A 12,703-nucleotide genomic window follows, 5' to 3' on the forward strand; every position below is an offset into this window, starting at 1 on the left:
AGGACTCCGCGTCTCAGGCTGGCGCGAAGCACTCAACGAACTCGCCATCGCCTATCCAGGGCGGATCAGGTAAAGCGGGCCTCACAACAACAAGAGATGATCTTTCCACACTTCAGGTGACACGCTCGAGCTACCCGCCACAGGGAGCCGGTGGAGCTGTTTCGCGGGAAGGCGCCTCGCCATCCATATGATTTTCCGAAATCGCGTGCTCGATCGTCCCGGCCTCCGGGCATCCACGCAGAGGACTGCCTATCCGTAGAGGGAACTGGGACGTGGCGTCCACCAGGCCGAGGTGATCGGCCGGTTGGCAGCCAGTTGTCGCCGGAGGCACTGCTGACCGAGGTCATCCGGCAGGGGAGTAGTTCCTCCTGAAGGAGCGGGTCAGGCCGTGAGGTCGTACTCGGCTTGGTCGTGGGTGTGGTGAACGCGGTGGTGTTCGCGTGCGAGGTGAAAGCGCCAGTATTCAGGGACGCTGTCGCCTGCGACCAGGGTGCATAGTTTCCGGACGGCCTCGTCTCCGGCCAGGCCCCAGCGGGCGCCGCCGAAGTCGAGTCTGTCGGCCACGATGTGGCGGATGGCGCCCTCGATGACGCCGATGGCGATCGGCCATCCGGCCGCCAACGCCTGGTCGTAGCGCAGGAACGCGGCGTGGCCGGTCAGGTAGCGGATCGCGGTGTCGATCTGTTCGCGGCGGCACGCGGGAAGCCCAGCGGCCTGCGCCTTCAGGGAGGTGATGACCTGGTCGGTGTGTCCGGTCAGCAGCACCAGGGCATGGGCGTGGACCCTCCTCGGCAACTGGCCGCCTTTCGGCTCCGCCGCAGGACCAGCGCTCCACACCTGAGCAACCGGTTCACATCAAACATCGGCAGCCTAGTGCGCTGCCGTGGGTCTGATTGTGCAGCTGGCCATGCCGACTGGTGACGGGACCTCATCCACCAGAAATGTCGCTAGCGCCGGCCTTGTTCAAGCACTGCGTCTGATCCTTGCCGATTTGCTGCAGTTGCTGCCCGTCCATGCCGTCGGCGTTCTTCGGTGCGAAGTTGAATCCGGGATCGGACGCTTCAGGCATGTCGTAGCCGAGCTGGCGCATGCACGCCACGAACGTGGTCGCCATCTTCAGCTGTTCGGGGTTCAGCGTCTGGTTCACGAGCCCGCTGATGATGTCCCACCGCTCGATGCGCATGGCGTGTCCTCTTCGGTGACCGGGCTCCAGGGCCGCCCAGGATGCCACGCGAGTAACGGCCGCCACGGCAGTTCGCTCCCGACGTGTTCAGAACAGCGCGTCGGGTGGCGGCGCCGATTCTGGATCGTCGACCCGCACCGGCGGGATTTGCCCGGTGAGGTCGAGCGTGAGCGCCGAAGGGTCGGTGAGCCGCGTCCCGCTGTCGGGTGTGCGGGTCTGGTGAACGTAGGCGCAGGCCGTCAGCCGGTCGGCCAGGCCGGGGGAGACGAGCGCGTGGTCGTAGCGGTAGCCGTCGCCGGGTGCGGCCGACCCAGGAGTATTCGGCCGCGTCCGGGTGCAGCAGTCAGAACGCGTCGCGGTACCCGGCCTCGCCGAAACGCCCGGTAGGCGTCGTACTCGAACGGCTGGAACAAACCGGTAGCCGGGATCGTGATCGGGTTCCTGGATGTTCAGGTCGCCGACCACGATCCGGCGCGTGCCGGGCTCGGCCGGTGGCAGCTCGGTGGCCAGTTCCCGCAGGAACCGGCGCTTGCGTTCGACGGCGCGCAGGTAGCGCTTCTGCTGGCGGGTGTCCAGGGCGCGGGGCGCGGGTTCGGGGGCGTCGTCCGCGTCGGACGGTGGCGGGGCCGAGTCCGAGTTGGGCGAAGAAGTGGTCCAGGGCGGTGGGGTGGGCGTTGACGGTGTTCGCCTTGCGGCCCAGGGCGGTCTTCATGTGGGTCTTGTAGTCGCGGACGGCGAAGTCGCGATCGTGGGCGTCGGTGAGCGGGTCGTCGTCCAGGCCGCAGGTCAACCGGATGCGGGCCGCAGATTGTTCATGAGCAGGCCAAGGGTGAACTCGAAGCGGTCGTGTCCGGTGCCGGAGATCAGCTCGGCGGCATGGCGTCGAGTCTGCGGGAATTTCTCGGCAGGCAGTGCGGTGAAGCGGTCTAGCAACTCCTCGTGGCTGAGCACCCATTCCTGATCCTGGTGCTGGCGCCGTTGCTTGACCAGAGACTGCTCCAGTGTATAGGCGCTGACGTAGAGGGACAGTGCGTCGCGGGCCCATCCGGCCGTCGTCGGTTCGATGCCGCCCGCGAGCAGGATCGCCAGGATTCCTTCGCCGACCCGCAGCGTTTCCCGGTTGGTCGACACCATGGCCAGCGCGGCGCGCGAGACTCCAGGGTGTTTCAGGTACAGGTCGCGAATCTGCGTGTACACCCCGATCAGCTGCTCGCGCCAGGCAGCCGGGTCCGGTTCGGGGAGCACGACCTCGGCGTAGAGCCTGCCGATCAGCAGATCGTCGATGTCGTTCTTGTTGACGATGTGCGCGTACAGCGACGACGGACCGGTGCCGAGCACGGCGGCGACCCGGCGGATGGTCAGCGCGTCATACCCCGCGGTGGCGATGACTTCCAGAGCGGCGTCGGTGATCCGTTCGACGGTGATCGGCTTCTTGCGTGGTGCCGACGCGGCGGCCTCCGCTGCGGGTTGGGGTTGGGCATGGCGAGCTGCGCGGCGTTGGCCGGGGTCGGAGGACATGCGAATCACGATAACTTGATACGATCTAAGTTCGTCGGGTAGTACTTAGTTCGCCAGATCGAACTTAGTTCGTATCGATGTATCGGGGGTGTGATGCGAGTTTCCGTTGTCGGAGCCGGTCTGGGAGGTCTGGCTCTCGCGCAGGGTCTGCGTGGTGCCGGGATCGAGGCCGACGTGTTCGAGCGCGACCCGGGGATCGCCGCACGGTTCCAGGGCTACCGGCTCGTGCTGAACCCGATCGGTTTCCAGGCGGTGCGCGACTGCCTGCCGACGCGCTGGCACTCGCTGCTGGACGAGATCGTCATGGACGCCTCCGCCGAGCAGCTGATCCTGGACCCGCGGCTGAACGAGATCGGCAGGCTCGGCGCGGGCCGGACCGGCATCGTGGTCGACCGGCAGGTGCTGCGACACCTGTTGCTGACCGGCCTCACCGTGCACACTGATGCCGCGCTGACCGGCTACGACGTGCTGGCCGACGGCAAGGTCCAAGCCCAGTTCGCCCGCCGCGACCCGGCCACCGCCGACCTGCTCGTCGGCGCGGACGGCGTCACCTCCGCGGTCCGCGGGGTGTTGTCGCCGCAGACCACCCCGACCGACACCGGCGTCCGGTTCGTCATCGGCCGCACCCCGCTGACCGACGAGTTCGCCAGCCTGTCCAAGGCCTACGGCTCGAAGATCACGGGCGACGGCGTCAGCCTGCTGCTCGGCGCGATGCGCTTCCGTACCCCGCCCAAGCAGGCCGCCGAGCAAATAGCCCCCGAAGTCACGCTGCCCGACATCGGCGACTACGTGCGCTGGGCCATGATCCTGCCGCCGAACGGCTCGCTGGAGGACCTGACCGCGCAGGACGCCGTGCTGTCCAGGATGGAAGGCTGGCACCCGGAGTTGCGCGCGCTGATCGAGCGGGCCGACCCGGACAACAGCACACTGCTGTCCATCCGGGTGGTCAAGCCCGGTGAGCGCTGGGCGTCTGGCCCGGTCACGCTGCTCGGCGACGCGATCCACGCCACATCCCCGACCGGCGGCAACGGCGCGAACACCGCGCTGCGCGATGCCGACCTGCTGTGCCGCTGCCTGATCGAGGCCAATGAAGGCCGCCAGGATCTGCTCAGCGCGGTCGACGACTACGAGCGGCAGATGTTCGAGTACGGCGCCCAGGCAGTGCGCAGTAGCCTCGAGAAGCTGCCCGCCTTCGCCCCAGAAGCGAAACTGTCCTGAGACCGAAATTCACCTTGTGCGATCGACCGGCCCCGCCCGGTCGAGGACATACTGATGGGAGTCCGCTCGGAGTCGGGTAGGCACGCTGGGCTACCGCGACGAGAGTGCTCCCGCTCACCGGCATTCCAGAGAAGATTCGAGTATCCGAGAACCTGAATGGGGCCCTGCATATCCTATTCACCGGAGACCCGGCCGTCCATCTGCTGGGTGGGGACGTCCTGGACCTGCGGCGGTGCCTTCAAGATTACGAGAGGGCTTTCCAGCGCGTTTCCCGATCGCGTGCCGACCACTCCGCTGAGCGAGGGTGGCCGGAGTGGCCGGGGTGCCCGGTCTGGCCCTAATCGGGCAGCAGGCCGTCGTGGAGATGATGTTCTCCGATTTCGTCGCGTTGGCATTCGATCAGATCCTGAACTTCGCGACCGAGTCCGTCACCCATGTCTCACCATGGTGCGCACCAGCGTCGAACTCCTACCGCAATCAGCGAGGTCACAGCTTGGCGAACATGGCCAATGCGAGTAGTCGTGCTCGGTGGGGAGGTTCGAGTATCGGAGAGGATCGGCTGGGTGAGGGTGCATCAGCCCGGCAGCGGCGTGGGCCGGCCGCCGGATACCCGGAATTGCCGGTCCGATGTTGTTCAACGAATACTTCAAGTTCGACACCATCGCCAACTTCACCCATAAGTTCTTCGAGTCCTTCTTCATTACCTTCGACGACATGGACATGCGCCTCTACATCACCGGCAAATCCCTGACCGGCAGGTAACGTGTCCCTATAGGGTTTATGAAGCGGGATCGGTGATGGGAGTAGTTCCGGCTCAGGGAGTGGGGTGAGCTGGGGATTTAGGTGAAAGCTCGCCGCAAGTGGTGTTGTCTTCTACCGTGCGGGGTGGAGGCGACCACGATGGGCTCACTGTTTGAGGACCTGACGCGGCGGGAGGCTGCGGTCCGGCAGCGGATCGAGGAGATCCGGGAACAGATCGCCGAGTTGAACGGCCGACTCGAAGTTGGAGCTGAGTAGGTCCTGCTTCGGGGGTCTGGGCCAGCAAAGACCAGGGAAGAATATGTCGAGGTCAATCCCAAATCCAAGCGCGACGAAACCACAAAACAAAAGCTATATAGCCGCAGATGGGAATAGAATAAAACGCAACCCAATCTTTGTTTGTAAACTCATGCGCACCCCGATCTGCGTTGATCTTTTTGGCCAGCCGATCGATCTCTGCCCTGTCGCCGCCGGACAGACCGCCATCAGAGGCGAGATTGCGAGCTAGGTCAAGGATTTGAGCGTCTTCATCATGAGAGTCGTTGCCGCAGAAACCAGACGTGCTGCTACAGCAAGACATCTCCTCCCCCGTGTCTCGGTCTAAAATTAGTCCACCCGAGCATGCCTCGCCCTGTTTATTGAACTCTACTCGAATTAGACTCGGGGAGGAGGTTGTAGAATCAACCAGATAATAGATCAATGCGACAGCAAGACCGATAAATATCATCGAAGCAGTCCGGGACCACATGACGGGCAATTATAGGTGGCAGGCTTCGGGACCGGTCCCGCCCGAAAGATAGACCTCCATGGCCGCTGGCAGCGGCCATGGAGTTGGTTGGTGGCACGTTATGTTCATGCGGAGGCTATGCCCGGCGCGCCGAAGTCGAGCGGGCAACTCCCGCCGCGAGGGTGATCGCTGGCAGGTGCGCTAGCGCGATTAGGACGGCGAGTAGTGCAAGCTCAATAATGTGGTTCCTCCTGGTGGAGCGGTCGATCAGGCGGTAAGGTCGTATTTCCCCTGGCCGGGGGTGCGGTGAACGCGGTGGTGTTCGCGTGCGAGGTGGAACCGCCAATACTCAGGAAAACTGCCATTGGCGACCAGGGTGCGTAGTTTCAGGACGGCCTCGGCTCCGGCCAGGCCCCAGCGGGCGCCGCCGATGTCGAGTCTGTCGGCCACGATGTGGCGGATGGCGCCCTCGATGACGCCGGTGGCGATCGGCCATCCGGCCGCTAAGGCCTGGTCGTCGCGCAGGAACGCGGTGTGGCCGGTCAGGTAGCGGATCGCGGTGTCGATCTGTTCGCGGCGGCGCGCGGGAAGCCCGGCGGCTTGGGCGCCCAGGGCGGTGATGACCTGGTCGGTGTGTCCGGCCAGCAACGCCAGGGCGTGGGTGGCGACCCAGTCCTCGGCAACACTGTCGCCGGACTGGTGCAGGTCCCACGCCCCGGCCCAGATCTTCTCGACCACGTGGATGAAATCGATCACGATATGGATGCTCACCTTGCGGCGAGCGGCCTCGGCGCGGATCAGGTCGAGTTGGTGCCTGGCGCCGTCGACCAGCACGACCCAGGTGCGTGCGTGGGTGGGATCGCGGGCCGTGGCCTGGTCGAAGGCCTGCCTGATCACCTCATCCGGCTCGGTGAGCACCGATCCGCTGAACCATTTGCCGTGGGCAACCGGTCCGGGACGAGATGGTCGGTCGCCGCGTCGCCCTCCGGGGACGGCGATCACGTCGTGGGGGCGGCGCGGCGCGGGGACCGCGTCGTAGACCGCCCCGAGGGTGGCCATCCTCTTGCGGGCGGCCTTCTCCCCAGCGGCCAGGCGGGTGCGGAAGGTGCGCGTAGCCCGGGCGGCGGCCTTGGCGGTGGCCGGCCGCAACGCCTCGGGCCGCATCACCACGCCTTTCTGATCGGAGCTGATCACCAGGAGTTCCTCGGCGGTGCGCGGCACCGGCATGAGGGAGGCGTTGAAGGCGTCGATATCGACCGCGGCCCGGCGCACCAACTGCAAGAGCTGCCGTTTGCCAACCACGTTCCCGCACCGGGCACCTATCGCGTCCTGGGCATCGTCGAACGAACCGCGCACCGCCTCCACCGCGGCCAGCCTGGCCAGGCCGTGGGAGTGTCGTCCGGCCGGCAGCGACAGCTGCTCATCAGCCGGATAGGCATTGCAGACCTCGGGGGCGCGCCAGGCGCACCGGGTGACGGTCACCGTGCCGAACACCGTGGCCAGCAGCCGGTGGTGCCCGTTCTCCAGGCGGCGCCGTTCGATCCCGTCGACCCCGCTCATCCCGGCACCGGTGCCGCGAAGGCGCTCGGCGCGGGCCCGCTCACGGTCAGCCCGAAGATCCAGGTGCGCCTGCAGGAGCAGCCGCAGCAGTTCACGTCCCTGCTCGGCCAGGGTGTCTTCGAGACGGTCGTGCGACCAGGACAGGGTCTGCGGATCGGTGAGCTGACCGATGAGACAGTTGAAGGTGTTCCTCGCGGACGCAAAGGCGTCAACACCGGCCCCGGCGACGTAGCTTTTCATCGCGGGCTCTTCTTCCCGGCGCGGTGGTTCTTGAGGTGTGGTTGCCTTCGAACCTGCACCGGGGAAGAGCCCGCCCGCAATCACCCCGCCGGTGAGGAGACGATGCCGTCTGGTCCATCGCCCGACCCACTACTCGGCCCGGCGGCCAACTCGCGGGCCACCGGGATGGTCAGCGTGAACAGTCCCGGCTCGTCCTGGGTCGCCCAGCCGCGCTCGACCAGCCGTTTCAGCTTGGACCGCAGTCCTTCCCGCTTGGCCGCCGTGTCCTCCAGCCCCATCGCGGACGCGATCTGCCCGGCCCGTATCGGCTCCGCGGCATCCGCCAAGATCTCCACCGCGTCCTGGTACGCGGCCGGCAACGCCGACGGCGTCATGCCCGGCCGCCACGGCGGCACCGTCAGCACCCCGATCGGTGACGTCGTCTCACCGGCATCGGCAGGGCCGGGGCCAGTCACAGGCTCGGCGATCACCCCGGCAGACTCACCCAACACCTCCTGCACGGTCTCCCGGGTGATGACCAACCGCGACAACCGGTCTTCCTCGGCCTCCAACAGCCCGTTCAGCTCGGCGATCTGCTCCTGGATCTCCTCGATCCGCTGCCGCACTGCGGCCTCTCGCCGCGCCAGCTCATCAAACAGTGAGCCCATCGTGGTCGCCTCCACCCCGCACGGTAGAAGACAACACCACTTGCGGCGAGCTTTCACCTAAATCCCCAGCTCACCCCACTCCCTGAGCCGGAACTACTCCCATCCGGCAGTGGTGTCTTGAGTAGGCGGCGCCGGCCGGTGGCAGCGGTCCACGAGGAAGTTCTTCGGCTGTGCCGCACCTGCGGGTTGACCGCCATCGCAGGACGTCGGAGATGCGGATCGGCGTCTCATTTCCGCTGCTCCGCGCGTCGGCCATCGCCACCGCGGAAATGCCCGAGCACCCGCTGGAGGCCATTGACTCATGGCCGAGTACGCCGGGCCGTCCGAGCGGCGCTGATTGTTCGAACGCAAGCTCGCATGAACCCCGGCAGACCCCGCCGCCGGCCGTTGCACCTGCCGATGGCGGCGGGTGAGCCCTGTCGTCGTGGCTTGGACGCCTGGCCACGCTGTACGCGGCCTGTCGACCCGCCAGCCGCTGGACCCAGCCTCGGGCTCGTGTCCGCACTGGCCGCCAATGTGGGCGAGACGGAGCTGGACTGGGCCCGCCCCGCAGTTGGAAGCGCTCGCGGAGCGGACCAGCACCACGGTGCCGGACCTCCGCCTGATGACGGAGCGCCGACGTCTTCGTGAGCCGGGACGCCTCGGCCGCTCCCCGGCACGCCCGCGCTGTCTGGGCGGCCGGTTGCTCGGTCGTGTTCGGTTACCTTCAGCCGGGTTGGAAGAATGCGAGCATCTTCTGGCTGGCGTCCGGCGACGTCAGGATTTCCTGGATGCGCGCGGACAGTCGGCCGGCGACGCTGGTGCGTTCGAACATCTCGCGTTCGTACTCCTTGACGGCGGCGGGAAAGTCGTCCGGATGCGCGGCCAGCGCGAGGCCGAGCAGGGCGCCGTCGAGCAGCGCCATGTTGGCGCCCTGCCCCACCGGCGGCATCAGATGCGCGGCGTCGCCGAGCAGCGTGACACCTGTGGTCGACGGCCAGGTCAGGCCGACCGGGAGAGTGGTGATCGACCGTGGCACGACCGTGTCGTCGCAGGCGGCGATCAGTGCGGTGAAGCGTGGGTCCCAGTCGGCGAGCAGGTCGATCAGCCGTGCCCGGGCGGCGGCGGGGTCGTCGCACGGGATTCCGCTGGTCGCGAACCAGTCTTCGGCGGTGTTGTAGAAGCTGAGGTAGATGCGTACGCGACCGTCGCCGTTGCGCTGCGCCGACAGGGACTTTCCGTCGCCGAGCACCCAGTAGTTGCCGCGCCCCACCATCGCCGCGAGGTCGGGGTGGGTGCGGTCGATGTCGGGAATGCCGAGCTCAATGGCGTTCTGGCCGGTGTGTGCTGGTCGGGCGTCGGTGAGCAGTGCGCGGACCCGGGAGTCCGCGCCGTCCGCCCCGACCAACAGGTCATACGGCGCGGTGCTGCCGTCGGTGAAGTGCAGCAGGCCGATATCGGCGTGCTCGAACGCGTGCCCCCAACGCACCGCGTCCTCGGGTAGCGAATCCAGCAGCAGGTTACGCAGATCGGCGCGGTCGACCTCGGGACGATCGAGCGGGGCGTCCTCGGGGGTGTCCTCTTGAAGCAGCAGGGTGCCGTCTGGCTCCAGAAGACGCAGGTCCTGGCCTTCAGGGCGGGCGATTGCGTGGAACTCATCGAACAGGCCGGCCTCGCGCATCGCCCGCTGCCCGGTCTCGGCGTGCAGGTCGAGCATGCCGCCCTGACCACGAGCGTCGCGCGACGGCTCTTTTTCGTACACGACGGCGTCGATGCCGTTCATCCGCAATACCCGCGCAAGGGCCAGGCCGCCCAGCCCGGCTCCCACGATGGTGATGGCCATGGTTGCCTCCGATTCGTCGTATTCGTCAATACACTGTATCGAGCCATGCGCTGTATCGTGAGAGATATGTTGGTGTGGGAGCGGCCGGAGCCACCGAATCGACCGGTGCCGACCCCGCTGAGCCGGGAGCGGATCGTACGAGCGGCGATCCGGCTGGCCGACGCGGACGGCCTGGAGGCGGTGTCGCTGCGCAAGGTCGCCGCCGCGCTGGACGCCGGGCCGATGCGGCTGTACGGCTACATCGCCACCAAGGACGAGTTGTTCGACCTGATGGTTGATGCCGTCCAGGCCGAGATCCGGCCGGCCGGAGACGGTTGGCGGGAAGTGCTGCGGTCCCTTGCCGAAGCCACCCGGCAAGCCGTTCACCAGCACGAATGGTTCGCCGACCTGATCGGCGGGCGGCCGCAGCTCGGGCCTCACTCGCTGGCCAGGATGGAGGCCGTGCTGTCCGCACTAGGCGGCGTCGACGTGAACACCGTCGTGCCGGTGGTCGCCGCGGTCGATGCGTACGTGATCGGCGCGGTGCGCCGAGAGATCACCGAGCGGCGCGCCGAGCGAGCCACCGGGATGGACAAGAGGCAGTGGCAGGCAACCTTCGGGCCTTATCTGGAGCGGACCTTCGCAACCGGCCGATTCCCCGCACTGGCCACGGTCGTACGCGACGGCGCCCACCTGGACGCCGACCAAACCTTCCGCGCCGGCCTCGACTTCCTGCTCGACGGCATCGAAGCCCGCGTCTCAAGATGACGCCCGGCCGAAGACCGGACCGGTACCGCCCCAGAGCACCAGGTCGGCCTGACGCGTCGAGACGTCATAGTCACCCCGAGTCGGGCGAGGTGTCGAGTCACCGTGCGGCGGTTGATCGTGAAGCCCTGGCTCGCCGTGTCGACGCCCATCGGTTGACCCACCTACTCGCGCAAGCGCGGGAGATGCCCATCTCTGCTGCGACGTGGGCGATAGGACGTGTCTGGCAGCGTTCGACGAGCCGGCGCCGTCCTTCGATGCTGAGCGGGGCGTTGGGGTGGGCCACGAGTACCGAATGCGGACTCGGGTCCGGTTCCATGCGCCTGATGGAGGGCGCGCTCAGGTGTGTCCGAGCAGGGTGTGCATGACGGAGCGGATGGTGTCATTCGGGTCGCTGGGGAGGCTGCGCGACCGCCAGGCGACGAACCCGTCGGGGCGAATCAAGAGTGCACCATCAGGCTCGGTGCCGGCTACGTCCGTGAATGCGGCGGGATCGCCGTCGGCCATGGCCGCGGTGATCTGCCGCACCCGCAGGTCGTTCGTGCCCACGGTGAGCCAGCCGGTGCCGTTCGGGCCTGTCAGCAGGGTCCACCGCGCACCGACGAGGTCGAGTGTGGACAGGTGGCGGTCGCTGTCGGTGAGCCATCGATGTGGCAGGCGGCAGCCGGGTATCGCCTGGCCGTCGAGGATGTCGGTGGCAGCAGCGTCATCGGTGAGTACGGCACGGGAGTCGTATCGGTAGAACATCATCCCGCGCAGGTAATCGGCGGCTGCCTGCATGTAGAGCTGGTTGGTGTCTTGTTGGGCCTGGTATCCGCGAAGCAGGCGGCGGGACAGCGCGAGGGATGCCTCGGCGGCGGCCCGGCGTTCGGGCTCGTAGCTGTCGAGGAGGGTCTCGCCGGCTTGTCCGCGTAGCACGGCGGCGAGCTTCCAAGCGAGGTTGTGCCCGTCCTGGATGCCGGTGTTCATGCCCAGCCCGCCGGCGGAGCTCTGCACATGGGCGGCGTCGCCTACCAGGAATACCCGGTCGCGGCGCAGCGCCGCGGCGATGCCGATCGCGGCCTCCCAGGCGTTGCACTCGATCAGGTCGATCGGCACGGTGTCGTCGCCGATCGCCGCGTGCAGCAGCCGCAGGGTCTGCTCCGCCGATAGCCGGGCGAGTTCGGCGGGTTTGCCGGGGTAGTCCATGATGTGCGAGGACCAGCGGTCACCGGCCGCGCCCTTCGCGAACAGCGTGCAGTAGACCTGTTCGTTGCGGATAAAACAGGCGTGCGTGGCTGACTCCGGTATCAGCCTGCGCAGGTCGGCGCGGAAGAACGCCGTGTTGAGCCTGGCGTCGACCTGCCGGTCGGGCACGTCGGCGCCGATCAGTTCCCGAACTCGGCTGCGGGCACCGTCGGCCCCGACCAGGTAGCTGGTGACCACCTGGTATTCGCGGCCGGTGCCGGCATTGGCCACCCGAGCGTGCACGGCTTCGGCGGTGGCGGTGAACTCGACCAACTCGGCGCCGAACCGGACCTGCCCGCCGCGGCGCCGCAACTCCGCCAACGCGATTCGCTGCAGCTCGTACTGCGTCATCGCGCGCCGGGAATCCACCGGGCTGCAGGTGTCCAGCCGTTCCGCGTAGGCCGGCGGTGGGGCTGCCCGATGCAGCACGGTTCCGACCGCGCTGTCCTTGACCATCGATCGCATCGGCAGCGGGCCGTCCCAGCCGGCGCGGTCCAACGTCGGCCCCAGCCCGATGGCCCGGAACAGCTCCCAGGTCCGAACCGTCGTACTGGCGCGCGGCGGACCGTCGAGCGGGTCGCGTTTGTCCACCACCAGCACCTGGACTCCGCGATCCGCCAGGAACAACGCTGTCGACAGCCCCACCGGTCCGGCGCCGGCCACTACTACCTCGAATCGCTCCACGGTGTTCTCCTCACTGATCATGCGATGTCAGCGTGCCCGCTCAAGTGGACTTGAGCGCAACCTGCCATCATCGTGATGTGGACTACTCGATCAGCGAGGTAGCGCGGTAATTCGGGATCGCCGTCTCCGCACTGCGCTACCGCGCTCGGCGCCAACCGGATGACCGAGCCCGACATCCGTGTGACAAACGAGGGCGGCTCCGCTGGTCGGGAGCCGTAGGGGCCCGTCTGGGGGATCATGTGAACTACTAGGTGGTGTCTGACAACTCGTGGTGGCGGAGCCAGAGGATGAGGCTGGCCAGTAGCAGGCCGCTGCGGTAGCGGCTGGCCAGTTTGTCGTACCGTGCGGCGATGGCGCGGAACTGCTTGAGTTTT

Annotated in this window: 12 protein-coding genes and 1 pseudogene; 3 read left to right on the top strand and 10 right to left on the bottom strand. The window is 67.2% G+C overall.

Annotation, left to right across the window (positions count from 1 at the left end; all coding sequences use genetic code 11):
- Nucleotides 1–381: 381 nt before the first annotated feature.
- The 4 genes from E1298_RS51970 to E1298_RS34625 all read right to left on the bottom strand — a co-directional run bounded on the left by E1298_RS51970 (nucleotide 382) and on the right by E1298_RS34625 (nucleotide 2,701).
- Nucleotides 382–765 (bottom strand): hypothetical protein, encoded by a 384-nt coding sequence (locus E1298_RS51970; RefSeq protein ID WP_165975819.1) that lies wholly within the window; start codon nucleotides 763–765, stop codon nucleotides 382–384.
- Between the two features lie 163 nt (nucleotides 766–928).
- Nucleotides 929–1,183 carry a hypothetical protein gene (locus tag E1298_RS34615; RefSeq protein WP_131900891.1) on the bottom strand — a complete coding sequence of 85 codons (255 nt, stop codon included), beginning with the start codon at nucleotides 1,181–1,183 and terminating at the stop codon, nucleotides 929–931.
- Between the two features lie 87 nt (nucleotides 1,184–1,270).
- Nucleotides 1,271–1,648 carry a hypothetical protein gene (locus E1298_RS48685; protein WP_165975820.1) on the bottom strand — a complete coding sequence of 126 codons (378 nt, stop codon included), beginning with the start codon at nucleotides 1,646–1,648 and terminating at the stop codon, nucleotides 1,271–1,273.
- A gap of 321 nt (nucleotides 1,649–1,969) precedes the next feature.
- Complete coding sequence (locus tag E1298_RS34625; protein ID WP_165975821.1) at nucleotides 1,970–2,701, bottom strand: TetR/AcrR family transcriptional regulator; 732 nt, start codon at nucleotides 2,699–2,701, stop codon at nucleotides 1,970–1,972.
- A gap of 93 nt (nucleotides 2,702–2,794) precedes the next feature.
- Here E1298_RS34625 and E1298_RS34630 point away from each other — a divergent pair, with 93 nt between their 5' ends.
- A complete protein-coding gene (locus tag E1298_RS34630; protein WP_131900895.1) occupies nucleotides 2,795–3,919 on the top strand; it encodes an FAD-dependent oxidoreductase in 1,125 nt (374 codons plus the stop codon).
- A gap of 627 nt (nucleotides 3,920–4,546) precedes the next feature.
- Nucleotides 4,547–4,681 (top strand): hypothetical protein, encoded by a 135-nt coding sequence (locus E1298_RS51345; RefSeq protein ID WP_279499375.1) that lies wholly within the window; start codon nucleotides 4,547–4,549, stop codon nucleotides 4,679–4,681.
- Nucleotides 4,682–4,988: 307 nt separating this feature from the next.
- Here E1298_RS51345 and E1298_RS34640 read toward each other — a convergent pair whose 3' ends face one another.
- The 4 genes from E1298_RS34640 to E1298_RS34655 form a co-directional block, all read right to left on the bottom strand.
- Nucleotides 4,989–5,426, bottom strand: a complete 438-nt coding sequence (locus tag E1298_RS34640) for a hypothetical protein (RefSeq protein ID WP_131900897.1) — start codon at nucleotides 5,424–5,426, stop codon at nucleotides 4,989–4,991.
- Nucleotides 5,427–5,672: 246 nt separating this feature from the next.
- Complete coding sequence (locus tag E1298_RS34645; protein ID WP_131900899.1) at nucleotides 5,673–7,205, bottom strand: ISKra4 family transposase; 1,533 nt, start codon at nucleotides 7,203–7,205, stop codon at nucleotides 5,673–5,675.
- 80 nt (nucleotides 7,206–7,285) lie between these two features.
- Nucleotides 7,286–7,867 carry a hypothetical protein gene (locus E1298_RS34650; protein ID WP_207945005.1) on the bottom strand — a complete coding sequence of 194 codons (582 nt, stop codon included), beginning with the start codon at nucleotides 7,865–7,867 and terminating at the stop codon, nucleotides 7,286–7,288.
- Between the two features lie 691 nt (nucleotides 7,868–8,558).
- The gene (locus E1298_RS34655) at nucleotides 8,559–9,674 is read right to left on the bottom strand and encodes an FAD-dependent oxidoreductase (RefSeq protein WP_131900901.1); all 1,116 of its coding nucleotides are present in this window, start codon (nucleotides 9,672–9,674) and stop codon (nucleotides 8,559–8,561) included.
- Between the two features lie 105 nt (nucleotides 9,675–9,779).
- On the opposite strand from E1298_RS34655, the gene E1298_RS34660 reads away from it, so the two are divergent.
- Nucleotides 9,780–10,421 (top strand): TetR/AcrR family transcriptional regulator, encoded by a 642-nt coding sequence (locus E1298_RS34660; RefSeq protein ID WP_243725987.1) that lies wholly within the window; start codon nucleotides 9,780–9,782, stop codon nucleotides 10,419–10,421.
- A 113-nt stretch (nucleotides 10,422–10,534) separates the two neighbouring features.
- Here E1298_RS34660 and E1298_RS34665 read toward each other — a convergent pair.
- A pseudogene (locus E1298_RS34665) lies at nucleotides 10,535–10,704 on the bottom strand (helix-turn-helix domain-containing protein); the annotation flags it as partial.
- A 53-nt stretch (nucleotides 10,705–10,757) separates the two neighbouring features.
- The gene (locus tag E1298_RS34670; protein WP_207945006.1) at nucleotides 10,758–12,350 is read right to left on the bottom strand and encodes an FAD-dependent oxidoreductase; all 1,593 of its coding nucleotides are present in this window, start codon (nucleotides 12,348–12,350) and stop codon (nucleotides 10,758–10,760) included.
- Nucleotides 12,351–12,703: the final 353 nt, after the last annotated feature.

The sequence above is a fragment of the Actinomadura rubrisoli genome (genome assembly GCF_004349215.1).
GTDB lineage: Bacteria > Actinomycetota > Actinomycetes > Streptosporangiales > Streptosporangiaceae > Spirillospora > Spirillospora rubrisoli.